Annotated in this window: 23 protein-coding genes; 12 read left to right on the top strand and 11 right to left on the bottom strand. The window is 72.6% G+C overall.

The window, feature by feature from the left end:
* Positions 1-5: 5 nt before the first annotated feature.
* The gene (locus EW117_RS30705) at positions 6-413 is read right to left on the bottom strand and encodes a type II toxin-antitoxin system VapC family toxin (protein WP_340641118.1); all 408 of its coding nucleotides are present in this window, start codon (positions 411-413) and stop codon (positions 6-8) included.
* On the opposite strand from EW117_RS30705, the gene EW117_RS27620 reads away from it, so the two are divergent.
* Entirely contained in the window at positions 412-1482 is a 1071-nt protein-coding gene (locus EW117_RS27620; RefSeq protein ID WP_242504613.1) for a LacI family DNA-binding transcriptional regulator, read from the top strand. The genes EW117_RS30705 and EW117_RS27620 overlap by 2 nt on opposite strands.
* Here EW117_RS27620 and EW117_RS27615 read toward each other — a convergent pair.
* Complete coding sequence (locus EW117_RS27615; protein ID WP_129789939.1) at positions 1418-2890, bottom strand: glycoside hydrolase family 43 protein; 1473 nt, start codon at positions 2888-2890, stop codon at positions 1418-1420. The genes EW117_RS27620 and EW117_RS27615 overlap by 65 nt on opposite strands.
* 130 nt (positions 2891-3020) lie before the next feature.
* Here EW117_RS27615 and EW117_RS27610 point away from each other — a divergent pair, with 130 nt between their 5' ends.
* Genes EW117_RS27610 through EW117_RS27600 form a run of 3 tightly spaced genes read left to right on the top strand, consistent with a single transcriptional unit; the run spans position 3021 to position 6210 of the window.
* Positions 3021-4361: an ABC transporter substrate-binding protein gene (locus EW117_RS27610; RefSeq protein WP_129789938.1), complete on the top strand. Its 1341-nt coding sequence runs from the start codon at positions 3021-3023 to the stop codon at positions 4359-4361.
* Positions 4358-5320 carry a carbohydrate ABC transporter permease gene (locus EW117_RS27605; RefSeq protein ID WP_129789937.1) on the top strand — a complete coding sequence of 321 codons (963 nt, stop codon included), beginning with the start codon at positions 4358-4360 and terminating at the stop codon, positions 5318-5320. The genes EW117_RS27610 and EW117_RS27605 overlap by 4 nt, the downstream gene beginning before the upstream one ends.
* The gene (locus EW117_RS27600) at positions 5320-6210 is read left to right on the top strand and encodes a carbohydrate ABC transporter permease (protein WP_129789936.1); all 891 of its coding nucleotides are present in this window, start codon (positions 5320-5322) and stop codon (positions 6208-6210) included. The genes EW117_RS27605 and EW117_RS27600 overlap by 1 nt, the downstream gene beginning before the upstream one ends.
* A gap of 139 nt (positions 6211-6349) precedes the next feature.
* Here the strand turns inward: EW117_RS27600 and EW117_RS27595 are convergent, their stop codons facing one another.
* The 5 genes from EW117_RS27595 to EW117_RS27575 are packed head-to-tail and all read right to left on the bottom strand — an operon-like array spanning position 6350 to position 13084.
* A complete protein-coding gene (locus EW117_RS27595; RefSeq protein ID WP_242504612.1) occupies positions 6350-7651 on the bottom strand; it encodes a glycoside hydrolase family 125 protein in 1302 nt (433 codons plus the stop codon).
* Positions 7639-9954: a glycoside hydrolase family 3 N-terminal domain-containing protein gene (locus EW117_RS27590; protein ID WP_129789935.1), complete on the bottom strand. Its 2316-nt coding sequence runs from the start codon at positions 9952-9954 to the stop codon at positions 7639-7641. Before EW117_RS27590 ends, EW117_RS27595 begins: the two co-directional genes overlap by 13 nt.
* Positions 9951-10802 (bottom strand): carbohydrate ABC transporter permease, encoded by an 852-nt coding sequence (locus EW117_RS27585; protein ID WP_129789934.1) that lies wholly within the window; start codon positions 10800-10802, stop codon positions 9951-9953. The genes EW117_RS27590 and EW117_RS27585 overlap by 4 nt, the downstream gene beginning before the upstream one ends.
* Before the next feature lie 32 nt (positions 10803-10834).
* A complete protein-coding gene (locus tag EW117_RS27580) occupies positions 10835-11770 on the bottom strand; it encodes a carbohydrate ABC transporter permease (protein ID WP_129789933.1) in 936 nt (311 codons plus the stop codon).
* Between the two features lie 27 nt (positions 11771-11797).
* The gene (locus EW117_RS27575; RefSeq protein ID WP_129789932.1) at positions 11798-13084 is read right to left on the bottom strand and encodes an ABC transporter substrate-binding protein; all 1287 of its coding nucleotides are present in this window, start codon (positions 13082-13084) and stop codon (positions 11798-11800) included.
* Between the two features lie 156 nt (positions 13085-13240).
* On the opposite strand from EW117_RS27575, the gene EW117_RS27570 reads away from it, so the two are divergent.
* The 6 genes from EW117_RS27570 to EW117_RS27545 all read left to right on the top strand — a co-directional run bounded on the left by EW117_RS27570 (position 13241) and on the right by EW117_RS27545 (position 19593).
* Positions 13241-14290, top strand: coding sequence for a LacI family DNA-binding transcriptional regulator (locus EW117_RS27570; protein ID WP_129789931.1), 1050 nt, complete (start codon positions 13241-13243; stop codon positions 14288-14290).
* Positions 14291-14333: 43 nt separating this feature from the next.
* A complete protein-coding gene (locus tag EW117_RS27565) occupies positions 14334-15584 on the top strand; it encodes a glycoside hydrolase 5 family protein (RefSeq protein ID WP_242504611.1) in 1251 nt (416 codons plus the stop codon).
* Positions 15585-15612: 28 nt separating this feature from the next.
* Positions 15613-17250: an N-acyl-D-amino-acid deacylase family protein gene (locus tag EW117_RS27560; protein ID WP_129789930.1), complete on the top strand. Its 1638-nt coding sequence runs from the start codon at positions 15613-15615 to the stop codon at positions 17248-17250.
* 136 nt (positions 17251-17386) lie between these two features.
* Positions 17387-18049 carry a GntR family transcriptional regulator gene (locus EW117_RS27555; protein WP_129789929.1) on the top strand — a complete coding sequence of 221 codons (663 nt, stop codon included), beginning with the start codon at positions 17387-17389 and terminating at the stop codon, positions 18047-18049.
* A 3-nt stretch (positions 18050-18052) separates the two neighbouring features.
* Entirely contained in the window at positions 18053-19078 is a 1026-nt protein-coding gene (locus EW117_RS27550; protein WP_129789928.1) for a 1-aminocyclopropane-1-carboxylate deaminase, read from the top strand.
* 218 nt (positions 19079-19296) lie between these two features.
* Positions 19297-19593, top strand: coding sequence for a DNA glycosylase AlkZ-like family protein (locus tag EW117_RS27545; protein WP_129789927.1), 297 nt, complete (start codon positions 19297-19299; stop codon positions 19591-19593).
* Positions 19594-19618: 25 nt separating this feature from the next.
* Here EW117_RS27545 and EW117_RS27540 read toward each other — a convergent pair whose 3' ends face one another.
* From EW117_RS27540 to EW117_RS27525, 4 genes are read right to left on the bottom strand one after another with little or no spacing between them, the layout of a single operon-like run.
* Positions 19619-20605, bottom strand: coding sequence for a S1C family serine protease (locus EW117_RS27540; protein WP_207212098.1), 987 nt, complete (start codon positions 20603-20605; stop codon positions 19619-19621).
* 23 nt (positions 20606-20628) lie between these two features.
* Positions 20629-21633 carry a VWA domain-containing protein gene (locus EW117_RS27535; RefSeq protein ID WP_129789926.1) on the bottom strand — a complete coding sequence of 335 codons (1005 nt, stop codon included), beginning with the start codon at positions 21631-21633 and terminating at the stop codon, positions 20629-20631.
* On the bottom strand, positions 21630-22607 hold the full coding sequence (locus EW117_RS27530; protein ID WP_129789925.1) for a DUF58 domain-containing protein: 978 nt from the start codon (positions 22605-22607) through the stop codon (positions 21630-21632). The genes EW117_RS27535 and EW117_RS27530 overlap by 4 nt, the downstream gene beginning before the upstream one ends.
* A complete protein-coding gene (locus EW117_RS27525; RefSeq protein WP_129789924.1) occupies positions 22604-23650 on the bottom strand; it encodes an AAA family ATPase in 1047 nt (348 codons plus the stop codon). The genes EW117_RS27530 and EW117_RS27525 overlap by 4 nt, the downstream gene beginning before the upstream one ends.
* 115 nt (positions 23651-23765) lie before the next feature.
* Here EW117_RS27525 and EW117_RS27520 point away from each other — a divergent pair, with 115 nt between their 5' ends.
* A complete protein-coding gene (locus EW117_RS27520; RefSeq protein ID WP_129789923.1) occupies positions 23766-24482 on the top strand; it encodes a response regulator transcription factor in 717 nt (238 codons plus the stop codon).
* Positions 24479-25665, top strand: a 1187-nt coding sequence (locus EW117_RS27515; RefSeq protein WP_165362894.1) for a sensor histidine kinase, incomplete at its 3' end; no start/stop codon positions are given. The genes EW117_RS27520 and EW117_RS27515, both read left to right, overlap by 4 nt.

The raw sequence follows: 25665 nt of genomic DNA, 5'->3' as shown, positions 1-25665 counted from the left end.
GTCGCCTACCAGGCGGTACGGACCGCTGGGAGGGTGTCGAACGCGGCGTCGGTGGTCACGAGGACCACGCTCTCGACGATTGCTTGGGCAGCGAGCAGGCGGTCGAAGTGATCGCGATGAAACCATGGCATCGATCCAGCGTGCAATGCGTGTGCGGTGGTGAGATCCAGTGGTTCGGCATCGATGTCGTCGACCCGGCGTTCCCATGTACTGACCAAGGAGCCAGCCGCGTCGAACTTTCCGAGGCGAACCTTGGTCGCGACCTCCATCGCAGAAACCGCTGAGACGAGGAGCCGGTTCGCCGTAGATCCGAGCTCCGTTCGCAACACCGACCGATAGGATCCCGGACAACAGCACCCCGGCCCGACCGGCCGCGTCGGGGAGCCGAGCCAGGGAGAGCGGGGGTCGAGCATGGTGCAGGGCAAGCGGCCGCCGACCATGGTCGACGTCGCACGCGCCGCCGGCGTCGCGCACATCACGGTGAGCCGGGTTGTCAACGACGAGCCGACGGTGCGGCCGGAGACCCGGGACCGGGTGCTCCGGGTCATCGCCGAGCTCGGCTACCGGCGCAACGACAGCGCCCGCATGCTCAAGAGCGGCCGCTCCACGATGCTCGGCGTCGTCCTCGCGGGTTCGGAGCTGTTCGAGCTGCCGCGCATGCTCCTCGGCATCGAGCAGGCCGCGAAGGACGCCGGCCACTGGGTCAGCCTCGCGAGCTGGCAGGGTGGCACCCATGAGGGGCTGGAGCAGTGCCTCGGCCGCCTCGTGGGGCAGGGTGCCGCCGGGGTCGCGGTCATCGCCGACCGGCCGCTCGCGCTGGAGGCGCTCCTCCGTACCGTCGCGCGCGTGCCGATCTCGGTCGTGATGTCGGGCAACGTGGCCAATCCAGCGATCGGCTCGGTCGAGCTGGACCAGGAGGAGGGCGCGCGCCTCGCCACCCGGCACCTGCTCGACCTGGGCCACCGCGATATCGTGCACCTGAGCGGCCGGATGGGGGCGTTCGACGCCCGGGCCCGCGTGGACGGCTGGCGCAGCGAGCTCCGGGCCGCCGGGATCGCCGAGCCGCGCGTGCTGCACGGCGACTTCACCGCGCAGAGCGGGCACGCGCTCACCACCGAGCTGATCGACGGCGGCCGGGTACCCACCGCGATCTTCGCCGGCAACGACCAGATGGCGATCGGCGTGCTGTCGGCCCTGGCCGCGCGCGGTTTCTCCGTGCCCGGCGACGTGTCGCTCGTGGGGTTCGACGACATGGCCGGTGCCGAGTACCTCGTGCCGGCCCTGACCACCGTCCGTCAGGACTTCGTGACGCTGGGCCGCCTCTCGATCGAGGTCCTGCTGGACCTGATCGGCGGAGGAGCGGCGAGCCACCACCTCCTGTCCCCGACCCTGATAGTCCGCGCGAGCACGGCCCCGCTCACGGCGCGTCGTACCGGACGCCGCGGAACGTCAGCGGGCCGGCGTCCTCCGGCGCCTCGTTGACGACGCCGAGGAGCACCCCGACGAACCCGCCCGCAGTCTCCGTGCTCAGCGCGGTGTGCGGGAAGGCCGCGAGGAGGTGCTCCCCGTCGCTCGTCCCGGCCACGAACTCGTAGGACCGGCCGTCCGACCGGATCCGCAGCACGACGTCCCCGGCGACCGGCACCTCCGTGCGCGTCACCTCCGCGCCGCCCATTCGTCCGGTCACGCGGACGACGCACCCGTCCGCCCGACGCCGGACCCGCGCCGCGAGAAACGTGTTCTCGTCCTGGAGGGCGACGACGCCGGCGTCGTGCTCCCCGATGTGCTCGGTCGCGAGCAGAGTCTCGAAGACGAAGCCGTGCATGTCCTGCCGCCGGCCCAGGAACGCCGGGATCCCGCGCCCCGAGAGCGGGACAGGCTGCGGGTGCAGGGTCACGGCGCCGTCCGCCACCTCGGACACGACCGGGCCCCGCAACGAGACCCAGTCGGCCGGGCCGGACGCCGTGTCGGGCAGGCCCGGCAGCACGCCCTGCACGCGTCCGGCGCCCGGGGCGAGGACGGGTCCGTGCTCGTCCCACTCGACCGGGACGAGCAGCACCTCACGGCCGAGCGTGTGGTGCCCCGCGACGGGGCGGACGCCGAGCAGCAGCGCCCACGCCTCGCCGTCGGGCGACTCGACGAGGTCGGCGTGGCCGACGTACTGCACGGCCTCGCCGCTGCCGAGATGCCGGTGGGTCAGTAGCGGGCTGCGCGGGTCCGTTGTGTACGGGCCGGTGACGGAGTCGGACGTCGCGGCAGTGACCGCGTGGTTGCGCCCGGTGCCGCCCTCCGCGCCGATCAGGTGATAGCGGCCGTCGCGCTCGTAGATGTGCGGGGCCTCCACCCACTGCCCGGTGAGGGCGCCGTGCCAGAGGATGCGCGTCGGCCCGACCAGCGTGAGCGACCCGAGGTCGAGCTCCCGCATCCAGATCTCGCCGGGTCCGGTCGCGTCGGGCGCGACCGCGTCCCGTGCTGCGGTGAACCAGGCCCGGCCGTCCTGGTCGAAGAACAGCGACGGGTCGATCCCATCGGCCTCCAGGGGCGTGGGGACGGTCCACCGGCCTGAGGGGTCGGTCGTCGTGGCGACGTACGTGGTCGCGCCCTCGTCGCCCCGCACGACGGTGAACACCACGTAGAACACGCCGTCGTGGTGGCGGATCGTCGGCGCCCAGACTCCGTGGGAGACGGTGTTGCCCTCCAGCGGGAGCCAGCTCTCGCCGTCGAGCACGTGCCCGACCAGGCGCCAGGTGACCAGGTCACGGCTGTGGTGGACCGGAATTCCGGGGTGGTACGAGAACGTCGAGGTCACCAGGAAGTAGTCCTCGCCGACCCGGCAGACCGACGGGTCGGGATGGCAGCCGGGCAGCACGGGATTGGGGACAATACGCATGTGGGCTCCTCTGCGCGAGGAGCTCGCGCTTGACGAAATGGCAACGTTGCCATCAGCATAAGGGAACTTCCCGAGGAGCCCTGCAACGAGCCGCCGGGTCCGGCTGGTCCCACATCGAAGGAGATGTGCCATGAGCACACACAGCAGTGAACCCCGGCGCGCACGGCGCGCCCTCGGCGTCGGCGCCGCAGTGGTCGCCGCGAGCCTCGCCCTGGCGGGATGCTCGGGTGCGGGCTCCGGCGAACCGGGGTCGGACGGCCCGGTCACCCTGGAGTTCTGGACCTGGTCCCTGAAGGAGGCCGACCCTGCCGCGCAGGCGATCGTCGAGAAGTACGAGGCCGACAACCCCGGCGTCACGATCAAGCTCTCCGAGGTGGGCGGCACTTCGGAGACGTCGTCGAAGCTGCTCGCGGCTGATCGCGCCGACGAGGTCCCCGACGTCGTCCAGGTCGAGTACCGGGCGCTGCCGTCCCTGGTGACGGCCGGCGTCGTCCGCGATATCACGCAGGACGTGGAGCCGAACCGCGACGCCGTCGCCGACAACATCTGGGCGCTCAGCACGCTCGGCGGCCAGGTCTACGGCGTCCCGCAGGACATCGGGCCCATGATGCTCACCTACCGCACCGACCTGTTCGAGAAGTACGGCGTCGAACCGCCGACGACCTGGGCCGAGTACGCCGAGGCGGCGGAGAAGATCCATGCCGCGGATCCCGACGTGTACCTGGCCAGCTTCTCGGCGACCCAGCTCGAGTTCTTCTCGGCGCAGGCCGCGCAGGCGGGTGCGCAGTGGTGGGACACCGACGGCGACACGTGGTCGGTCGGCATCGACGGCGATGCGTCGCTGGAGACCGCGGACTTCTGGCAGGACCTGGTCGAGCGCGACCTGCTGTCGGTCGAGCCGCTGCTCACGCCGGAGTGGAACGCCAAGGTCAACGACGGCAAGGTCCTGAGCTGGGCGGCGGCCGCCTGGGCGCCGAGCGTCATCTACTCGGTCGCGCCGGACACCGCGGGCAAGTGGGCCTCGATCCCGCTGCCGCAGTGGACGCCGGGCGACGCGTCCGTGCCGTTCCTCGGCGGGTCCACCTACCTCGTGCCCGAGAAGTCCGAGCACGCCGAGGAGGCCGCCAAGTTCGCCGCCTGGCTCGGGGCGTCCGACGAGGGCTCCGAGCTGCTGCTCACGCTGGATCTGTACCCCGGCGGCAACGCCGGCCGGGAGGCGACGCTCACGAGCGACCCGCCGCGCCTCATGCCGCAGCAGAAGGACTTCTACGAGATCGCCGACCAGGTCATCGACGACACGACGATCCCGGTCGTGTGGGGCCCGAACGTCAATGTGGCCACCAACGCCTTCGGCGACGCGCTCAACAAGGCCGCGCTGGACGGTACGTCCTTCCGCGACGTCTACACCGCGACCCAGGAGACCGTGGTCGCCGACCTCGAGAAGTCCGGATACACCGTCGAGCAGCCATGACGACCGTCGAACTGCCCCGCCGGCGCGGGACCGAGCTTCCCCGCAGACGCGGGGCCCGGCGCGGGTCCGGGTCCCGGGAGCTCACCCCGTGGCTGTTCGCGACCCCGGCGATCGTCCTGTTCACCTGCTTCCTGCTGATCCCGATCGGCTACGCGCTGTACCTGAGCTTCCGGGGTCTGCGTCTCGAGGGGGCGGGCGCCTTCGGGCGGCGGACCGAGGGGTTCGTCGGCCTCGACAACTACGTCACCGCGCTCACCGACCCCGAGCTGCTCGCCGGGTTCGGCCGGTCGATGGTCTACGGCGCCATCGCGATCCCGACGGTGCTCGGGCTGGCCCTGCTCTTCGCGCTCCTGCTCGACACCCCGCGCGCCCGGCTCACGAGCTTCTCGCGGACGGCGATCTTCCTGCCGTACGCCGTGCCCGGCGTGATCGCGAGCCTGCTGTGGGGCTTCCTGTACCTACCGAGCACCAGCCCGATCAGCTATGTCGCCCGTGAGCTGGGCGGCGGCAGCCTGGACTTCTTCGCCTACCCGACGCTGTACTTCGCGCTCGCGAATATCGCGCTGTGGTCGGGCGTCGGGTTCAACATGATCATCATCTACACCTCGCTCCGGGCGATCCCGGCCGAGATCTACGAGGCCGCGCGGATCGACGGCGCGAACGAGTGGGCCATCGCGTGGCGGATCAAGATCCCGCTCGTCACCCCGGCGCTCGTCCTGACCGGCCTGTTCTCGGTCATCGGGACCGTGCAGCTGTACAGCGAGCCCGCGACGCTGCGCCCACTGGCGAGCACGATCTCGTCGACCTGGGTGCCGCTGATGGCCATCTACCAGGAGGCGTTCGGCAACGACAATCTCGGCGGGGCGGCGGCCGCGTCGGTCCTGCTCGCGGTCGGCACCCTTGCCCTCTCGCTGGTCATCCTGCGCTTCTTCCAGCGCCGAGCGTTCGGAGACGCCTGATGAGTACCCTCGCCGCTCCCCGCCGTCCGAAGGCGCTCGCCGCTTCGGCTGCCCGAGGGCGGCCACGCTTCTCGCCGACCGCCACCCTCGTGCTGCTCGCGGGCGCTGTCTACTGCCTCGTCCCCGTGGCCTGGGTCGTGATCGCCGCGTCCAAGTCGCCGCGCGAGCTGTTCACCAGCTTCTCGTTCCTGCCGGGCTCCGGGCTCGTCGACAACCTCGCCGACCTTGCTACCTACGGCGGCGGCGTGTTCTGGCAGTGGGGCGCCAACAGCGTCCTGTACGCGGGCGTCGGTGCGGTCGCTTCGACCCTCGTGTCGGCCATGGCGGGCTACGCGCTCGCCAAGTTCCGCTTCCGGGGGAGCGAGACCCTGTTCGCCGCGATCCTCGCGGGCGTGCTGGTGCCGGGCATCGTCCTCGCGATCCCGCAGTACCTGCTGCTCGCGCAGCTCGGCCTCGCCGGGACGCTGTGGTCGGTGCTGCTGCCGTCGATCATCAACCCGTTCGGGATCTTCCTGTGCCGGGTGTTCGCGCAGGCGGCGGTCCCCACCGACACGCTCGAGGCGGCCCGGCTCGACGGCGCGGGCGAGGCGCGGATCTTCACCACCATCGTGCTGCCGATGATGGCGCAGGGCCTGGTCACGGTGTTCCTGCTGCAGTTCGTGGGCATCTGGAACAACTTCCTGCTGCCGTTCATCATGCTCTCGGACCAGCGCCTGTACCCGATCACCCTGGGCCTGTACACGTTCCTCTCCCGCGGCGCCGGCGACTCCGACCTCTACCCGCTGGTGATCACGGGGTCAGCCGTCTCGGTGATTCCGCTGATCCTGATGGTGCTGCTGCTCCAGCGGTTCTGGCGGGCAGACCTGCTCGCGGGCGGCCTCAAGGGCTGAGGCGCGCTCCTCGGGCCACGGGGCTCCTCAGGTCACGGGGAGAGCGTCAGGGAAAAGTGTTCCGGCCGGGGAGGTAACTGAGGCGTAGCACTGCTACCTGTCCGTTACGTTCCCGACCAGCACAACTTTCCCCGGCGGGTCAGGCTGGCGCGGAGGTAGCCTCGTCCGCCACGGTGAGCGCGAGCTCGCAGAACATCGAGTCCGCCCATGAGAACCACGGCCGCGAGAACGCCGCCGGGTCCGACGCGTCGAACGACTCGTGCATGCGCCCGGTGCCGCCGTCCGTGCGGGCGAGGAGGTCCAGGATCCGCACGCGGTCCTCGGGAGTTCCCGTGAGCGCCTCGACGGCCAGCGCGATCGGCCAGACGCGGCCCGGCTCCGTGTGCGGGCTGCCGACGCCGCTCGCCGTCGTGCCCGTGAAGTAGTACGGGTTGGCGGGGCTCAGTACAAGATCGCGGGTCGCGCGCCAGACGCCGTCGTCGAACACATCGGGCGCGACGAGGGGGAGCGAGAGCAAGGACGGGGTGTTCGCGTCGTCCATGCGCAGCACACCGCCGAGCCCGTCGACCTCGTAGGCGTAGATGCGGTCGGACGGCGCGTCGACCACGCCGAACTCCTCGACACCCGCGACGAGTTCTCCGGAGAGCGCCCGCGCGTCGTCGGCCAGGGCCGGGTCGTCGAGCACCTCGACGGCGATGGCGCCGATCGCGAGCAGCGCCTGCGCCGCGAAGAGGTTCGCCGGGATGTTGTAGCCGTAGGTGCAGGCGTCGTCCGAAGGCCGGAACCCACTCCAGGTCATACCCGTTCGCCCGACGGCGGTGCCCCGGCCGTCGCGCGCGAGCGTCTCGGTGGGGATGTCGGTCTCCCGCTGGAACCGGTAGAGCGACGCGTCGTGGTCCTGCTCGGTGCGGAGCTGCCGCACGATGGTCCGCAGCACGCGGTGGGCGCGCTCGTCGAAGACGTCGGTGCGGCCCGTCGTCCGCCAGAGCGTGTGCGCGAGGGTGACGGGGTAGGCGAGGCTGTCGATCTCGTACTTCTGCTCCCACACGTGCGGGTCGTCGCAGACGTCGTCGGGCTCGTAGTGGGCCCCCGTCGGCCCGTCGTTGAAGGCGTTCGCGTACGGGTCGTGGTCCAGGCACGCGAGCTGACGCCGCACGACGGCGGCGACGAGGTCCGCCAGGGGCGGGCACGAGCCGAGGAACCGCAGGTAGGGCGTCAGCTGGGTCGTCGAGTCGCGCATCCACATGGCCGGGATGTCGCCGGTGATGACGAACGCGGTGCCGTCGTCGCCGAGCGTGATGGTGTCGGAGAGGGTGCGCAGCAACGCCTCCTCCACCATGTCGCCGATCCGCGCGCCCGAGGCGGCCCGGACGCCGTCGGCGGCCTTCCGGAGCGTCGTCGTGATCGCGGGGTCCAGGCGGGTGGGCGTCATTGCTCCCATGGAGTGGTGTCCTTCTTGTCGGTGACTCGGATCGTCAGGGCGTCGGCGGGCGGGTCCGGTTCCGGGCCGCACCAGACGCTGACGACGACCGGCACGGCGACCGGCTCCCCGCTCGCCCACGACCCGAGCTCGTCGACGCCGAGCTCGAACGTCACCGTAGTGGTGCCGCCCGCTGCGGCGCTCGCCCGCCGCACCGCGAGCAGCTGACGACGGCGCGGCCGGACCCCCGGCTCATGGCGGCGGCCGTACAGCGGCACGGACAGCTCGACGTCGGCGGCGCCAGGGTTGGCGACCTCGACGGACAGGCGCACGACGGCGCCCGAGGCCAGCGCGTCGGCGGCGACGGACGGGGTGCCGCCGGCGAGGCTCAGGGCCACACCGCCGACCTGCCCCGCGCCGAAGCGGAGCGCCCGGCCCACATCGGCGTCGACATACCCGCGCGCCGTCTCCATCCGTTCGTCGTGCGCGACCGGCCAGACGCCGTCCGCCGCCGGGAACGTCGCGGGCAGGCGGCCCGACGCTGTGCCGTCGCACAGGGCCGCGGCGACCGCCGCCCCGCCGGACGGTCCGGGAAACGGGACGACGAGAAGCGCGTCGACCAGCGAGCGCAGCTCGGTCAGCGCCCGCGGCCGGCCGTCGATCACCACGCCGATCACGGGCGTGCCCGCCTCCCGGGCCGCCCGGACCACCGCGAGCTGCGCCTCCGGGAGCGCGACCGACGACAGGTCCACGCCCTCGCCGTTCGTCGTGTCGCGCGCGGGACCTTCGACGGCGCCGTTGTCAGCGAACTCGTCCTCGTAGGTGCGGCGGCTGGAGCCGCCGAGCACCGCGACGCACACGTCGGCGCCGGCGCTCGCGGTCCGCACGTCGTCGAGGGCGCGCAGGTCGTGCAGCGCGCCGCGCAGGTCGCTGCCCCGGGCGTACCGCACGCGGTCGGCGCCGAACCGCGCGGCGAGCGCGGACCGCACGGTCGAGGCGCCGGGGTCCGGGTCGGGACGCGGGGGCGTGTAGTCGCCGAGCTGGGCGTCGAGATCGTCGGCATTCGGGCCGACGACGGCGATCGTCGCGCCGTCGCGCAGGGGCAGCACCCCGCCGTCGTCGACCAGGACCACCGACTTCCGGGCCGCCCGGTCCACGAGCGCCACCACGTTGCGCTCGACGGGAGCCCCAGCGGCTGGTTCGCCGAACAGGCCGAGCCGGCGCTTGAGGCCCAGGACCCGGTCGGCAGCGCGGTCGAGCGCGGACTCGGCGACCAGCCCGCGGTCGATCGCCGCCTCCAGGTGCGTGAACGCCTCGTCCCAGAGGCTGAGGTCGACGCCGGCCCCCAGGGCGAGCGCCGCGGCGAACGCGGGGTCGGGTGAGCTGTCGCGGAGCCGGTCGATGGCGGTGCCGTCGGCCATGACGACGCCGTCCCACCCCCACTGCTCGCGGAGGGTGCCCGTGAGCAGCGCCTCGTTCGCGCTGCAGGGCACGCCGTCGATGTCGTTGTACGCCGCCATGAAGCCCGCGACGCCCGCCCGGGCCGCCGCGAAGGCAGGCCGCAGGTGGATCTCGCCGAGCTCGCGCCGGCCGATCGGCGCTCCGGACCCGTTCCGCCCGCCCACGCCGGCGCCCTGCGCGGCGAGGTGCTTGGCGACGACCGCCACGTGCTCGGTGTCGATCGGGCCGCCCGGCGACGTGGTGCCCTGCATACCGCGCACCGTCGCGGCGACGAGGGTCGCGGCCAGGGCCGGGTCCTCCGAGAAGCACTCCTCGGCGCGTCCCCAGCGCGGGTCACGCAGCACGTCGAGCCCTGAGACGAGCGCGACGTGAGTCCCGCGCGCCCTGGTCTCGGCGGCCACGGCGGCGCCGAGCTCCTCGGTGAGCTCCGCGTCCATGCCCGCGCCGAGCGCGAGGTTCACCGGCAGCGTCGTACCGCCCAGCGCCATGAGCCCGTGCGGCGCCTCCTCGACGAACAGCACGGGGATCCCGTCGCCGAACGCCGTCACGTGGTCCTGGACGGCGGCGTAGGCCTCGGCGCTGCGCTCGGGCGGGATCCCGTTGCCCCACCGCACCGCCGACCACGGGTCCGCGCGGAGCACGCCGTAGATCGCGCCGAGCCCGCCCCAGCGGTCGACCTCGCGCCGCAGCACGTCGGTGACGCGGGGAGCCCCGTCGACCCACCGCACCGCCTCCCAGCCCTTGAGGCGCTGGTTGACCTGGCCGATGCGGGTAGTGAGCGGCAGCGAGGAAGCCCCGGTGTCAGACGTACAGGTCACCTGAGTGACCTGTCCCTCCGACACGGAGGGGTTGGCCGCGGTCATCCCTTGACCGCACCCGAGAGCAGCGCGCGCTGCATCTGGCGCTGCAGCAGCGTGTAGACGAGGTACACCGGCAGCAGCGTGAACAGCGTGCCGGCCATGAGGACGCCGTAGTCGGTACCGGCGTCGACCTTGAGGGTGGGCAGCGCCACCTGGATGGTGCGCTGGGCGGTGTCGGGGCCGATGAGGATCAGCGGGTACAGGTACGCGTTCCAGAACGCGAGGTAGTTGAGCAGCAGCACCGTCGCGATCCCGGGCACGCAGATCGGCAGGTACACCTGCCGCAGCACCTGCAGCGACGAGGCGCCGTCCATCGAGGCCGCCTCCTCGAGCTCGCGCGGGATGGTGCGCATGAACGAGGTGAGGATGACTATCGACAGCGGCAGCGCCGTCGCCGGCAGGAGGAAGACCACGAACGTGCGGGTGTGGAACAGGCCGAGCGCCGCGGCGAGCAGGAACGTCGGGAACAGGGCCGCGAACGACGGGATGAGGAAGCCGAGCGCGAACACGCTCTCGACGACCCGGCCCGCCCGGCCACGCGCACGCGCCAGGGCGAACGACGCCGGCAGGGCCAGCAGGAGCGTCAGGACCAGCGCGGCGATCGTGGTGAGCGCGGAGTTCGCCACCGCGAGGCCGAGGTCGGCCTGCTGGATCGCCGTCGTGAAGTTGGTGAAGTCGAAGGTTGTCGGGAGCGCGAGCGGCGACTCGAAGATCTCCTCGTTCGTCTTGAACGACGACACGATGAAGTAATAGAAGGGGACGACGAGCAGCGCGGCGTAGATCCACGCGAGCGTGCCGCTCGTGATCGAGCCGATGCGGTCGCGCAGGGGAAGGGCGGTGCGCTGAGCCATGGGTGGCCTCCTGGGCGGATCGGGATCGGGGATCAGTGCGTGGCGCGGAGCGTGCGGCGGATCGCCCACATCCCGAGCAGCCCGATCACGAAGAGGACGACGCCGACGGCCTGGCTGTACCCCAGGTCGGTCTCGACGAACGCCTTGCGGTAGATGAGGTAGGCGAGGGTCGTGGTGGCGTTCTCGGGGCCGCCCTGCGTGAGCAGCAGCACGGTCTGCGCCGAGTTGAACAGCATCGACAGGAACTGCAGCATCGCGACGACGCCGATGAAGTCCTGCGCGATCGGCCAGTACACCCGCCACGCGAGCCGCCAGTCGCCCGCGCCGTCGAGCCGCGCGGCCTGCACGATCTCGCCCTCGACGCCGTCGAGCCGCGACGCGATCAGCACCGCCGAGTACCCGATGCCGCTCCACAGCTCGACGGCGATGATCGCGCCGAGCGCGGTGCTCGGGTCGGCGAGCCACTCGTTGCCCGCCAGGCCGAGCGGGCGGAGCGCGCCGTTGACCAGCCCGTCGGGGTTGAGCATCGCGTAGAACACCATCGCCGTCGCCGGGGCGGAGATGAGCGCCGGGATGAACAGCAGGTACCGCAGGACGCGGTGGCCGCGCGGCTTCTGCACCACGTAGAACGCGAGCAGGAACGCGAGCCCGATCATGACCGGCAGGCCGACGAGTATCTGGATCGCGGAGTTCGTGGTCGCCGTCCAGAACGTCTCGTCCGCGAAGACGCGGGAGAAGTTGTCCAGGCCCGCCGAGGTCGGCGTGGTGAGCATGCCCGGCCAGGCCAGGAACGCGATGACGAACATGGCCACCACGGGCCCGATCATGAACACCGCGTACCAGATGAGCGCCGGCAGGGCCAGGCCGGGGAAGCGGTCACGGATCGTCCCGCGGCGGCCCGGCCGGGTTGCGGTGGAAGGTCCGCCGTCGGTGGTGTCCTGCGGGCCTGCGTCGAGGAGCGCGGTCATGGGGGGGTCCTTTCCCAGCTCGAGCGGTCAGGCCGCCTGGTAAGACTTCTCGAAGGCGTCGATGATGCGTTCGGCCGACGCCGTCCCGTAGGCCAGCGCCGTCGCCTGGATCATCGGCTCGAACACCGCCTCGGGGATGAGCAGGTCGGGCAGCATGACGGCGGACACCTCGCTGTCCCTCAGCCGCGACGCCTGGGCCACGAGCGGGAAGTCGGTGCTGAGGGTGTCGGTGATCCGACTCATGTCGCGCCCGGACTCGAGGATGAACCGGTCGGTCACCTCCGGGCTGTACAGGTGCTGCACGAACGGCTTGATCAGGTCGAGCTTCTTCATACCGTTCTCGCTGATCCAGATCCCGTGCCCGTTGTAGCTCTGGATGACGCTCGGGTGCTCCAGCACGCCGCCGCTCGACGGCCTGGGCCAGCCACCGACGGTGACCTCGGCCGCGCGCTCGGCCGGGACGAGGGCGAGGGCCGACGACATCGCGGGCACGATGGCGGCCTTGCGTGTGTTGAACTGCGTCAGCTCCGAGTCGGAGGTGTAGCCCTGCACGTTGTCGACGAAGACGCCGGCGTCGCGCAGCTCGACGAAGTGCTCGACGCCGGCGATCGCGCCGGGGCTCTCGGAGATCCTGCCCGTCGAGAACACGGTGCGCGCCTCGGCCTCGGTGATGAAGCCCTGGATGATCTGCAAGAACATCTTCTGGCCGCTCCAGTCGGAGCCGCCGACGGTGACGGGGCCGATGCCCTTCGCCCGCAGCGCCTCGGCGGCGGCGATCAGCTCGTCGGACGTCGTCGGGATCTCGCCGACGCCGGCCTCTTCCAGCAGCGCGGTGTTGAACGAGACCGGCCAGTTCGTGCGCGTGAACGGGAAGGCGCGCAGCCGGCCATCCTCGTCGGTCCACTCGGTGAGGGCCCCGGGGATGATCAGGTCGCGCAGGCCCCAGTCGTCGAGGAAGTCCTGGACGGGGACGGTCGCGCCCAGGCGGGTCCAGGCCAGCGTGCGGCCCATCATGTTGACGATGGCGACGTCGGCCTCCTTGCCCGCGAGCGTGCTCGTCTCGAAGACGATCGGCAGGTCGGAGCCGTTCTTCAGCAGAGCCACCCGGCGCGCGGTGTCCCGCTGGTACGCGGCGACGACGTCGGAGAACGTCTGGGCGCCGGCCACCGCGCCGCTGATCTGCGTGTGCACGGACAGCGTGTGCGCGCCGCTCGACGCCGGGACGAGCGCCCCGCACGAGGCGAGCAGGGGCGTGATGATCCCGCCGCTGAGCGCTGCGCCCAGCAAGGTGCGTCTGCTGATGCCGTGTGTCACGGGACCTCCTGGAGCTGTCGATCTGGAACTGCGGTGTGACGATCGATACGGCGTGGCACTCCTGCGTGCCGGGCCTTGTAAAGCGGTACACAATCTGGCTGGCGGCGAATGTATACCGCTTTACTTTGAGGGGTCAACCCCCGTACTGTCTGTGCCGTGACCGAAACACACCCGAAACGAGCGACCATCGCCGCCGTCGCTCGCCGCGCCGGCGTCTCGCCGTCCGCGGTGTCGCACGTCTTCAACGGCCGGCCGAACGTTTCGGCGGCCACCGCGGAGCGCATCCGGCAGGCGGCCGACGAGCTCAACTGGCGCCCCAACTACGCGAGCCGCAAGGTCTCGGGCGGCGGCGGCCGGAGCCTCGGCCTGGTGATCGCGCGCGCGAGCGACACCTTCGGTCGCGACCCCTTCTTCATGCGCCTCGTGGCAGGGCTCACCGAACCGCTCGCGGAGATCGGCTGGTCGCTCTCGCTCACCCTCGTGCGGGGCGACGACGAGGCCCGCGTCTACCGCGAATGGTGGGCCGAGCAGCGCGTCGACGCGTTCCTGCTGGTCGACGCGCGCACCGACGACCCGCGGCTGGCGCTCGTCGAGCAGCTCGGCGCGCCCGCCGTCGTGCTCGGTGCGCCCACCGAAGCCTCCGTGCCTGCGGTCACGCTGGGCGACGACGCCGCGTTCGCCGCGGTGCTCACCCACCTCGCCGACCTGGGCCACCGCCGGGTCGCGCGCGTGAACGAGGCGCCCGACCTCGCCCACACCCGCGCCCGCGACGCGCGCTTCGCGACGGCCGCCGAGGAGTGCGGCGTCGAGCCCTCCTACGCCGTGTGGGACGCCGGCGCGGACGATCCCGTCGCCGACCTGCTGGCCCGGATCGGCGACGTGACGGCGATCATCGTCGACAGCGAGGTCATCGCCGCCGAGATCGTCGCCCACGCGCCCGAGCTCGGCATCGCCATCCCGGACCGGCTCTCGGTGGTCGCGTGGGAGGACTCCTGGGTCTCGACGCTCGTACGGCCCCGGCTCACCGCGCTCGACGCGCCCGTCGAGGAGAGCGCACGCACCGCCGTCGCCGTCCTGGAGCGCCTTGCACGCGGCGAGGCCGTCACCTCCCAGACGGTCGCGGGACGCCGCCTCATGATCCGCGACTCGACCGCCCCGCCCCCGTTGGCTGTGGGCGCGATCGTTGCGCCCAAACCGGGCAGGTAGCCGCAAAGATCGCGCCCACAGCCAACCATCGAGAGAGGGACTCTTGGACATCAACGCGCCCCGCTTTGGCGTCAACTACACGCCGTCCCAGGACTGGATGTTCCAGTGGATGGCAATCGAGCCCGACGCCGTCCGCGCCGACTTCGAGGCGATCGCCGGGCTCGGCGTCGACCACGTCCGCGTCTTCCCGCTCTGGCCGGTGCTGCAGCCCAACCGGACGCTCATCCGGAGCCGGGCGCTCGACGACATCGCGCTGGTGACCGACCTCGCGGGCGAGTTCGGTCTGGACGTCGCGGTCGACGTCATCCAGGGGCACATGTCCGGGTTCGACTTCGTGCCCGCGTGGCTCGTGAACTGGCACGCGGGGAACATGTTCACCGACCAGCCCGCGATCGACGCGCAGGCGGCGCTCGTCGCGGCGGTCTACGACGCCGTCCGCGACCGGCCCAACTTCCTGGGGCTGACGCTCGGCAACGAGCTGAACCAGTTCCAGCGGCCGAACCCGTCGGCGATGCCCGCCAAGCCCGCCGAGGTCACGCACTGGCTCCGCTCGCTGCTCGAGGCCCCGCGCGACCGCGACCCACGGCACGTCGTCGTACACAGCGAGAACGACCACCTCTGGTACCGCGACGAGCACCCGTTCCAGCCCGCGCACGCGGCTCGGCTCGGCGACATGACCACCGCGCACTCCTGGATCTTCAACGGCACCGCCGCCACCTACGGCGGGCTGTCGCCCCAGTCGGTGCGGCACGCGGAGTGGCTGATGGAGCTGTCGAAGGCGTTCGCTACCGACCCCCGGCGACCCGTCTGGCTGCAGGAGGTCGGTGCACCCTCGATGAACCTCGCGGAGGCGGAGATGCCCGAGTTCTGCGAGCGCACCATCGAGGCGGCGCTCACCACCGAGGACCTGTTCGCGATCACCTGGTGGTGCTCGCACGACGTGACGCGGGACCTCGGCGACTACAAGGACCTGGAGTACTCGCTCGGCCTGCTCGACGTCGACAACCGGGTCAAGCCGCTGGGCCGGCGGTTCGCCGAGGTGGTGGCCGAGGCGCGGCGTTCCAAGCGTGCGCCCGCTCCCGTGCGCGCGGTCGCCGTCGTGGTCGACGTCGACGCGGACGACGTGCCCCGATCCCGCGCCGCCCTCGGGCCGGGCGGGGCGGTCTTCGAGCGCTGGCACGCGCTGCGCGAGGACGGCGTAGCGGTCGCCGTCGTGACTAGTGCGACGGCCGCGGACCCGGCGGCGCTCGAGACGCGCGGCATCCGCGAGGTCGTGCGGGTCGACGCGGGCTGAGGATGCTCCGATGACCGAGGATGGTCCGATGAGTGATGGCCTCGACAGCGACCGCCCGGACGGCGAGCTGCTCCTGCGCGGCGGCCTGATCGTCGACGGGAGCGGACGCCATCCCGTGCGTGGCGACGTGCTGGTGCGCGACGGCCGGATCGCCGGCGTGGGCGGACGGATCGACGCGGTTGGCGCCCGGCTGGTCGACGCCGACGGGCTGGCCGTCGCGCCCGGCTTCATCGACATGCACGCCCACTCCGACCTGGCCGTCCTCGCCGACGGCGCCCACCTCGCCAAGGTCACCCAGGGCGTGACGACCGAGGTCGTGGGGCAGGACGGGCTCTCCTACGCGCCCGTCACCGACGAGACCATGGCCACCGTGCGCGAGCAGATCGCGGGCTGGAACGGGATCCCGGACGGCGTCGACTTCGCGTGGCGCTCGGTCGCCGGATACCTCGTGGAGGTCGACCGGCGCGGCAGCGCGACGAACGTCGCCTACCTGCTGCCGCAGGGGACCATCCGGATGAACGTCGTGGGCACGGGGGACCGGCGGGCCACGCCGGCCGAGATCGCGGCGATGCGCGCGCAGGTGGACCAGGGCATGCGCGAGGGCGCGTTCGGCCTGTCGTCGGGGCTCACCTACGTGCCGGGCATCTTCGCCGACACGGACGAGCTGGTCGCGCTGGCCGAGGTGGTCGCGCGGCACGGCGGCTTCTATGCCCCGCATCAGCGCTCCTACGGCGCGGGTGCGCTGGCCGCGTACGCCGAGATGGTCGACGTCGCCACGCGGTCGGGCTGCGCACTACATCTCACACACGCGACGATGAACTTCCCCGAGAACCGCGGACGTGCGGGGGAGCTGCTCGCCCTGGTCGACCGGGCGCTCGCCGACGGCGTCGACGTCACGCTCGACTCCTACCCGTACCTGCCCGGGTCGACGACGCTGTCGGCACTGCTGCCGAGCCGCGCGGCGACCGGCGGCCCCGAGCGGACGCTGGCCCGGCTGCACGACGCCGGGGAGCGCGCGTGGATCGCGCACGAGGTCGAGGTGGTCGGCAGCGACGGCTGCCACGGGGTACCCGTCGACTGGGACACGATCGAGATCGCGGGGGTGCGCGATGTCGCGCTCGGCGACCGGGTGGGCCGCACGGTGGCCCGGATCGCTCTGGACGAGGGGCGTGCGCCCGTCGAGGTCTTCTTCGACCTGTTGATCGCCGACCGGCTCGGCACGAGCATCCTGCAGCACGTCGGCGACGAGCAGAACGTCCGCGAGATCATGCGCCATCGCCGCCACACCGGCGGGAGCGACGGCATCCTCGTCGGCGCGAAGCCGCACCCGCGTGCCTCCGGGACGTTCCCGCGCTACCTCGGCCGGTACGTGCGCGAGGAGGGCGTGCTGTCGCTCGCCGACATGATCGTGCACCTCGCGGCGCGGCCCGCCGCCCGGCTCGGCCTGTCCGACCGCGGCCGGATCGCCGAGGGGTTCGTCGCCGACGTCGTGGTCTTCGACCCCGCCACCGTGGCCGACCGCGCGACGCCGGACGAGCCCCGGCTCACGGCTGCCGGCATCCCGTGGGTCCTGGTCGCCGGCACGCCGGTGATCGAGGACGGTGAGCGGACTCTCGCCCGGCCGGGCGGTGCGCTGCGGCACGGGAGCGCGGCGTCGGCCGGCTGACTCCGGCCGCCGGACCAGGCTGCAGCCGACCAGCTGACTGACTCGCGGGACCAGGACAGCCGAGTCAGCACCGTTGTCCCGCCCGGATCGCCGTCCGCCCTTGTCAGAACCCGACCATTGGTATGTAATATATTGCATGCCCATTCCAGCGAGCGTGCCCGCGATCGGCCGCCGTCTCCTGCGGGACGACGTCTTCGGCCGGCTCCGCGACGCCATAGTCGACGGCAGCTTCGCGCCCGGCGAGCAGCTGCGCGACGGCGAGCTCGCGGCCTGGCTCGGCGTCAGCCGGACGCCGGTGCGCGAGGCGCTGCTCCGGCTGGCCGAGGCCGGCCTCGTCGTGGCCCGGCCGGGCAGCTCGACGACGGTGAGCTCGCTGGACCTGCGTGACGTGCGGGGCGCGCGCGACGTCGTCGCGGCGATGCACGAGGTGGCCGTGCGGGAGGCGGTGCCGAGCCTCACCCAGGACGATCTGGAGGCCATGCGCGAGGCCAATCGCGACTTCCGTGCGGCGATCGAGGCGGGCGACGTCGAGGCGGCACTCCGGGCCGACGACGCGCTGCACCACGTTCCCGTGGCCGTGGCGGCGAACCGGGCGCTGACCTCGGTGCTCGACCAGTTCACGCCGGTGCTGCGCCGCGCGGAACGCCTGCGGTTCTCCTCGCTGGGCGGACGCGCGTCGTTTGCCCGGCACGACGAGCTGATCCGGCTGTGCGCCGCCGGGGACGCTGACCAGGCGGCCGCCGTCGCCTTCGACACCTGGTCCACCCTGCCGACCGACCCGCCCTCCGACGAGGAGTAGCCCATGGCCCTGTCCGACTTCCCCCGCCACCCGCTCACCTTCGGGCCGAGCCCGGTGCATCCGATGCCTCGGCTGACCGCCCACCTCGGCGGCGCCGCGGTCTGGGCCAAGCGCGAGGACTGCAACGCGGGCCTCGCCTACGGCGGCAACAAGACCCGCAAGCTGGAGTACATCGTCCCGGACGCGCTCGCGCAGGGCGCGGACACGCTGGTCTCGATCGGCGGGTACCAGTCCAACCACACGCGCCAGGTCGCGGCCGTGGCGGCGTCGCTCGGCCTGAAGGCGGTGCTGGTGCAGGAGAACTGGGTCGACTGGCCTGACTCCGTCGCCGACCGCGTCGGCAACATCATGCTGAGCAGGATCATGGGCGCGGAGGTGCGGCTCGACCCGGCGGGCTTCGGCATCGGGTTCAAGGACTCCTGGACCCGCGCGATCGACGAGGTCAAGGAGCGGGGCGGCACGCCGTACCCGATCCCGGCCGGCGCGTCCGACCACCGGCTCGGCGGCCTCGGGTTCGCAAACTGGGCCTACGAGGTGGAGCAGCAGGAGCGCGAGCTGGGCGTCTTCTTCGACACGATCGTCGTCTGCGCGGTCACCGGATCGACCCACGCGGGCATGATCGCCGGGTTCGCCGCGCTCGAGGAGGCGGGTGGACGGCCGCGCCGGGTGATCGGCATCGACGCCAGCGCGAAGCTCGACGAGACCCGCGACCAGGTGGCCCGGATCGCGCGCGCGACGGCCGAGCTCATCGGCGTCGGCCGCTCGCTGCGCGACGACGAGATCACCGTGCTGCCGGGATGGGCCGGGGACGAGTACGGGATCCCGGTGGACTCCACGCTCGACGCGATCCGCCTCACCGGCCGCCTGGAGGGCGTCATCATCGACCCCGTCTACGAGGGCAAGTCGATGGCCGGCCTGATCGACCTCGTCACCAGCGGCGAGATCCCCGCCGACGCGACCGTGCTCTACGCGCACCTGGGCGGCCAGCCGGCCCTGAACGCCTACAGCGGCCTGTTCACCGACGGCTAGACCGTGGCTGTCGGTGCCCGCCGCTAGCCTTGGGCGGGTGGCTGAGAGTGTCGCGAAGGGCGACGTCGTAGCGTTCCGGCTGGCCGCCCACCACCTGTCCGGGCGGCTGCCCGAGGACGCGCTGCTCGACGCGGCCGGCCGCTGCGGCATCCAGAACAGCCCGCCCGGTTCGGCGCTGCTCGCCCTGCGCGCCCGGGTGCGCAGCGTCACCCAGGAGCGTGCGCCTGCTCCCGCCCCGCGACCCCTACACCCAGCAGCGCGACCGCGAGACGATCGTCGCGAAGAGCTACCACCGGGACGTGTGGAAGACGCTCGGCGAACCGGGCACCGTCCTCGCGGACGGCAAGATCGCCGGCATCTGGCGCCCCCGCAAGAGTGGCCGCAAGCTGACCATCGCCGTCACGGCGTTCGGTTCCCTCCCGGCTCGGCACCGGACGGCGGTGCAGGACGAGGCCGAGCAGGTGGCGCCGCGGCGCGGCGCGTCCTCGGTCAGCGTCGAGTACGACACCGGCTGACGCCGCACGCACGACACCGCGCGCCTCACGCCCTCGCGATGATGCCCTCGGCGACGTCAGCCGCGCGGTCGATCGGTACGGCGAACCCGATACCGATGTTCCCCGAGCTGCCCACCGTGGCGATCGCCGTGTTGATCCCGACGACCTGGCCGCGCAGGTCGACCAGCGGACCGCCGGAGTTGCCCTGGTTGATGGACGCGTCGGTCTGGATCATCGGCCCGGGGTAGTCACCGGAGCTGCGGTCGACGGCGCTCACCACGCCCGCTGTCACGCTGCCCGTCAGCCCCAGCGGTGAGCCGACGGCGATGACCGGCTGGCCGATCTGCAGCGCGGAGCTGCTGCCCAGGGCAGCCGCCGGGGTGTTGCCGAGGTCGGCCTCGATCACGGCGATGTCGTTGCGCTCGTCGGCGCCGAGCACCCGGCCGGTGACCGAGCGCCCGTCCTCGAGCAGCAGCTCGACCGTGGAGGCGCCGACGACCACGTGCCCGTTGGTCACCACGTGGCTCCCGTCGATGATGACGCCCGACCCGCCCCGCGACCCGGCCCGAACCTGCACGACGCTCGGCAGGACGCGCTGGGCGGCGCTGGCCGTCGTCGTGCCGTTGCCCTGGCCCACGGCCGCAGGCGCCGGAGGCTGCTCCGGGGCGGCGCTCAGGCCGGTGACCAGGCCCGTCGTCGCTGATCCCAGCAGCGCGCCGAGGGCGAGGGCGGTGGCCATGGTCAGCAAGGGCCGGGGACGGCGGGTCCCCGCGGCGTCGCTCGGTGCCTCGGGATCGGGCGACGGCGGGCCGAACGGCCGGCCCGGTCCCGCCGGCGCGGTAGCGGGCGGGAGCAGCCGGCTGCGGGTCGGCTCGGGCGCGGGTGGCGGCGGCGCGACGGGATCGCCGAGGACGAAGCGGCGCGGCCCGGCGGGCCGGCCGAGGCCGATCGGCGGACCACCGGCGGGAGGACCGCCAGCCGGAGAGCCGAGGCCGGTCGGATGACCGTTGAGATGGGGGTCGGTGTTCGGCAAGGGAAAGCTCCTTCGAACGATTTTCAGACCAGCCGGGAGAACCAGCGCAGGGACAGTGCCGTGGCGGTGATCGCGAGTGCGAGACCGAGCAGGACCAGGGGAGTCGTGACGAGCGTCGTCTCGGTGCGCCAGCCGATCGCGGAGCCGATGTCCTCGTAGACCTGGTCCAGCTCCGCCCCGCTCTCGGCGCTGTAGAAGTGGCCGCCGGTCTCGTCGGCGAGCATCCGCAGGGTCTCGTCGTCGGCGGGTGCGGACTGGGTGCGGAACCCGTTGCCGATGACGCCGTCGGGTGTGCCGAAGGCGATGGTGGAGACCGGCATCTGGGCGTCGAGCGCCGTCGGGACGGCGTCGGCGGGGCTGCGGCCCACCGTGTTGAACCCGTCGGAGAGCAGGACGAGGCGGGCGGGGATCGGCTCGACGTCCGAAGCCTCGCCCTCGGAACCGTCCGGGGCGGGTGTGCCGCCGTCCGACGACTCGCTGTTCTCGACCGCCTGCCGGACCACCTCCTCGGCGGAGGCGAACACGGCCTCGCCGATCGCTGTGCCGCCGCCGGGCTCGAGGGCTTCGATGGCGTCCTCGACCAGCACGCGGTCGGCGGTGACGGGGGCGACCAGGTCGGCGTCGCGGGAGAACGCGACGACTCCCACCTGGACGGTCTCCGGGAGGTCGCGGACGAACTGGACAGCCGCCTCCTTGGCCGCGGTCATCCGGTCGGGGGGCACGTCCTGCGCCTCCATGGAGCCCGAGACGTCGATGGCGACGATGACCGTCGCCCGCTCGTAGGGCACGCGGAGCTGCATCTGGGGCCCGGCCGCGGCCGTGGCGAACGCGGCGAGCGCGAGCAGCACCAGGGTCGTGGCCAGATGACGCCGCCAGCGCGGCCGGGTCGGGGCCACCCGGTCGAGCATCGGCAGGGTGGCGAAGCGGACGGCGTAGCGGGTGCGCCGCCGCTGCAGCACCAGGTAGGCGACCGCCAGGGCCGCGACCGGGAGCAGGGCGAGCAGGAAAAGAGGGCTGGTGAAGGTCATGGTGTCCTCCGGTGACGTCGTGCGGGGGCGCGGCGGCGGTCCTTGACGAACCGTGCGAGCACCGCTGCCCAGTCCTGGTCGGTGCTGACGCGCAGGTGCTCGGCGCGGCAGGCGCGCACCGCCGCGGCCGTCTCGTCGCGATGCAGGGCGGCGACCATGGCGTAGGCGATGCGCAGCTCGGGGTCCGAGGTGGACACCTCGCGCTGCACTCCCGTCTCGGGGTCGAGGAGCACGACCTCGCCGACGTCGGGCAGCTCCCGCTCGCGGGGGTCGTCCACCTCGACGACGATCACGTCGTGCCGGGCGGTCAGCCGCCGCAGCGGTCCCTCCCACTCGAAGGGCCGCTCGACGTCGCCGTCCGGGGCCACGAGGTCGGTGACGACGACGCACAGGCCGCGGCGTCGGGCCCGCGCGCCGAGCCCGCGCAGGGCATCCGAGAGCGTGACCTGCGGGCTGCCCTCGCGCCCGGCCGCGTCGAGCCGGGTCAGCGCGGCCGCGGCGGCGCGCCCGGGGCGGGGCGAGACCCAGCGCAGGCCCGCCTCGTCGATCAGGCCGACGCCCACGCGGTTGCCCGGCGCGGTGGTGAGCAGGCCGACGGCGGCCGCCACCTGCTCGGCGACGTCCACCTTCTCGGTGTGCGCGGTGCCGAAGGTCATGCTGGGGCTGCGGTCGACCAGCAGCCAGGTGTCCAGCTCGTGCTGGGCGCGGGTGCGCCACAGGTGCGGCTCGCCGGTGCGGGCGGTGACGTTCCAGTCGATCCGCCGCACGTCCTGCCCCGGCCGGTAGAGCGTGAGCTCCTCCGGGTCGGAGCCGGGACCGAGCGTGTGCCCGTCGACGTCGCCCTGCAGCAGCCCGTCGACCCGGCGCCGGACCGTGAGCTCGAGCCGGCGGAACCGGCCCGCGGCATCGTTCCGCACGGGGTCCTTCCGTGGCAGGTCGTCCCGCGCCGGGTCGTCCCGCGCCGTGTCGTTCATCGCACGACCACCTCCTCCTCGGCCGGCGCCACACGCGGCTGGGGGACGGCGGCCAGGACCGCGTCGATCACGGTGCGGGGGTCGACGCCGTCGGCCGCGGCGTCGAACGTGAGCACGAGCCGGTGGCCGAGCGTGTCGCCGGCCAGGTCGGCCAGGTCCGACGGCAGCACGTAGTCGCGTCCGCGCATGAGGGCCAGGGAGCGCCCGGCGGCGATCAGGCCGAGGCTGCCGCGCGCGCTGACGCCGTACTCCAGCACGCCGTCGAGGTTGTGCAGGCCGTACTGGTGGGGACGGCGGGTAGCCATCACCACCGCGACCGCGTACTGCGCGACGGCGTGATGGACGAACACCTGGTCCGCCTCCCGCTGCAGCTGCCGGACCATCGCCGGGTCGAGCAGCGCTTCGGCCCGCGGGGGAGTGGCGCTCATCCGTTGCACGATCGTCAGCTCCTCCAGCTCGTCGGCGTGGTCGACGTCGACCTTGAGCAGGAACCGGTCACGCTGCGCCTCGGGCAGGGCGTAGACGCCGTCGCTCTCGATCGGGTTCTGCGTCGCCAGGACGAGGAACGGGTCGGGTAGCGCGTACGTGCGCCCGCCGATGCTGACCTGGTGCTCCGCCATGGCCTCCAGCAGCGCCGACTGCACCTTCGCCGGGGCGCGGTTGATCTCGTCGGCGAGCACGAGGTTGGCGAACACCGGGCCCAGCTCGACGTCGAAGTCCTCCCGTGAGGGCTTCCAGACACGCGTGCCGATGATGTCCGACGGCATGAGGTCCGGCGTGAACTGCAGCCGGGCGAAGGAGCCGCCGGCCACGGTGGCCAGGGTGCGCACGGCTAGCGTCTTGGCGACGCCCGGCACGCCCTCCAGCAGCACGTGGCCGCGGGAGAGCAGGCCGATCATGATCCGCTCGACCATGTGGTCCTGCCCGACGATCACCCGTTTGACCTCGAACAGCGCGCGTTCGAGCAGGGCGGCCGGCGGGCGGAGCGGCGGATGCGTGGCGACGGCGGGGATGTCCTGGGTGCTGGGGTTGTGGTCGTCCATGGCTCCGACTTCAGCCGACCCGGGAGAAAACTGCGGGAAACCCGAGCGAAAGCCGACCGAAAGGGTGTGCTGACAGACCCTGTCAGGACCGGCGCCGGGCGGTTACCGTGCTGCTGTGCGGCTGCTGATAGTGGAGGACGAGGCGGGCCTGGTGAGTGCCCTGCAGGTGGCACTGCGCCGGGAGGGCTACGCCGTCGATCAGGCGCGCACGGTTGCGGAGGCGCGCGACAAGCTCGGCCTCAACCCGTACGACGTCGTCCTGCTGGACGTGACACTGCCCGACGGCACCGGCTTCGACCTGACCCGCGCGATCCGCGCCGGACAGGTGCCCCTGGCCGAGGGCGACCCGCCCCGCATCCTCATGCTCACCGCGCGCGGCCGCCTCACCGACCGGGTCACCGGCCTCGACGTCGGCGCCGACGACTACCTGGTCAAACCGTTCGCGATCATCGAGCTGTCCGCCCGCATCCGCGCCCTCCTGCGCCGCGAGTCCCGCGAGGCGGCCGCCGTCCTCGTGCACGGCCCCATCCGGCTCGACGCCGCCCGCCAGCTCGCCTGGCGCGGCACGCGCGAGCTGGCCCTGACCCGCAAGGAGTTCGCGGTGCTGCGCTACCTGATGAACCGGCCCGCCTACGTCGTACCCGCCGAGGAGCTGCTCGAGCACGTCTGGGACGAGAACGCCGACCCCTTCACCCAGACGGTCCGGGTCACCGTCGGCACCCTGCGGCGCAAGCTGACGCTCGACGGCGAGGAACCCGCGCTGGAGACCGTCATCGGCCGCGGCTACCGGCTGCGCGAGCTGCCCACCCACGTCGAAGGCGTCCTCGCATGACCCTCCGGGGGCTTCCCGGGTGGGCGCGAACCGTGCGGATGCGACTGGCCCTGACCTACTCCGCGACCCTCTTCGGCATCACCGCGCTCATCCTCGCCGGCATCTACTTCGCGCTGTCCCAGACCATCGTCGCCGCACCCCTGGACCCCGTCACCGTCAAACGGTTCGAGAAGAAGTCCGACGGCAGCATCGCCTACCGGCCCGGCGAGCAGTTCCAGGCCGCCGACCTCGACACCGTCCAGCACGCCGTCAACTACACCGCGCTGCAGACCCTGCGGGACTACTCGGCGGTGGCGCTCGCGGTGATGTTCCTGCTCAGCGTCGCCGTGGGCTGGTGGGTGTCCGGGCGGGCGCTGCGGCCCGTGGAGGCGATCACGCGCACAGCCCAGGAGATCGGGGCCACCGACCTGTCGCGCCGCATCGGGGCCACCGGCCCTCGCGACGAGCTGCGCACCCTCGCCGACACGATCGACGGCATGCTCGACCGCCTCGACCGGGCCTTCACCGCCGAGCGGCGGCTGATCGAGGACGTCTCCCACGAGCTGCGCAACCCGGTCATGGTGGTGCAGGCCAACGTCGAGGCGGTGCTCGGCAACGAGCAGGCCGACCGGGCGCAGCGGGCCGAGGCGACCGCGGTCGTGCTGGGTGCGACGAGCCGGATGTCCCGGCTGCTGGAGGACCTGCTGGCCACGGCGCGGTTCCGCTCGGAGGCGTTCGCGGACCGGGAGGTCGATCTCGCGGTGCTGGCCGAGGGCGCCGTCCGCGACAACCGCGCCGTGGCCGAGCGGCGCGGCGTCTCGATCGCCGAGCGGACCCACCCCGGCCCCGTCGCGTACGGCGACGCGAACGCGCTGGCCCGGGCGGTCGACAACCTGCTGTCCAACGCGGTGCGGCTCGCGCCCGTGGGCAGCGTGATCACCGTGGGCGTGGGGAGCAGGCAGGGCTGGGCCTGGATCGCCGTCGCCGACGAAGGCCCCGGCGTGCCGCCGGAGGCCCGGGACCGGATCTTCGACCGGTTCTACCGCGCCGAGAACGGTGATTCAGCAAACGGCCCGACGCCGGACGGCTCCGGGCTCGGGCTGGCGATCGCCCGCCAGGTCGCCGAGAGCCACGACGGTCACCTCCGGCACACCGAGCACGGTCCGCACGGCAGCACCTTCACCGTCTGGCTGCCGGACCGGAC

The organism is Promicromonospora panici (assembly GCF_900608595.1).
GTDB lineage: Bacteria > Actinomycetota > Actinomycetes > Actinomycetales > Cellulomonadaceae > Promicromonospora > Promicromonospora panici.
Note: the sequence above shows the minus strand (reverse complement) of the source record. Positions and strands in the feature narration are given on the sequence as shown.

Excerpts from the sequence above, each read along its gene's own strand:
- EW117_RS27600 (WP_129789936.1), top strand. The coding sequence starts at position 5,320 with ATGAGTACCCTCGCCGCTCCCCGCCGTCCGAAGGCGCTCGCCGCTTCG.
- EW117_RS27555 (WP_129789929.1), top strand. The coding sequence starts at position 17,387 with ATGCCCATTCCAGCGAGCGTGCCCGCGATCGGCCGCCGTCTCCTGCGG.
- EW117_RS27590 (WP_129789935.1), bottom strand. The coding sequence starts at position 9,954 with ATGACCGCGGCCAACCCCTCCGTGTCGGAGGGACAGGTCACTCAGGTG.
- EW117_RS27605 (WP_129789937.1), top strand. The coding sequence starts at position 4,358 with ATGACGACCGTCGAACTGCCCCGCCGGCGCGGGACCGAGCTTCCCCGC.
- EW117_RS27535 (WP_129789926.1), bottom strand. The coding sequence starts at position 21,633 with ATGACCTTCACCAGCCCTCTTTTCCTGCTCGCCCTGCTCCCGGTCGCG.
- EW117_RS27560 (WP_129789930.1), top strand. The coding sequence starts at position 15,613 with ATGAGTGATGGCCTCGACAGCGACCGCCCGGACGGCGAGCTGCTCCTG.
- EW117_RS27550 (WP_129789928.1), top strand. The coding sequence starts at position 18,053 with ATGGCCCTGTCCGACTTCCCCCGCCACCCGCTCACCTTCGGGCCGAGC.
- EW117_RS27615 (WP_129789939.1), bottom strand. The coding sequence starts at position 2,890 with ATGCGTATTGTCCCCAATCCCGTGCTGCCCGGCTGCCATCCCGACCCG.
- EW117_RS27620 (WP_242504613.1), top strand. The coding sequence starts at position 412 with ATGGTGCAGGGCAAGCGGCCGCCGACCATGGTCGACGTCGCACGCGCC.
- EW117_RS30705 (WP_340641118.1), bottom strand. The coding sequence starts at position 413 with ATGCTCGACCCCCGCTCTCCCTGGCTCGGCTCCCCGACGCGGCCGGTC.
- EW117_RS27585 (WP_129789934.1), bottom strand. The coding sequence starts at position 10,802 with ATGGCTCAGCGCACCGCCCTTCCCCTGCGCGACCGCATCGGCTCGATC.
- EW117_RS27595 (WP_242504612.1), bottom strand. The coding sequence starts at position 7,651 with ATGGGAGCAATGACGCCCACCCGCCTGGACCCCGCGATCACGACGACG.
- EW117_RS27580 (WP_129789933.1), bottom strand. The coding sequence starts at position 11,770 with ATGACCGCGCTCCTCGACGCAGGCCCGCAGGACACCACCGACGGCGGA.
- EW117_RS27525 (WP_129789924.1), bottom strand. The coding sequence starts at position 23,650 with ATGGACGACCACAACCCCAGCACCCAGGACATCCCCGCCGTCGCCACG.
- EW117_RS27530 (WP_129789925.1), bottom strand. The coding sequence starts at position 22,607 with ATGAACGACACGGCGCGGGACGACCCGGCGCGGGACGACCTGCCACGG.
- EW117_RS27610 (WP_129789938.1), top strand. The coding sequence starts at position 3,021 with ATGAGCACACACAGCAGTGAACCCCGGCGCGCACGGCGCGCCCTCGGC.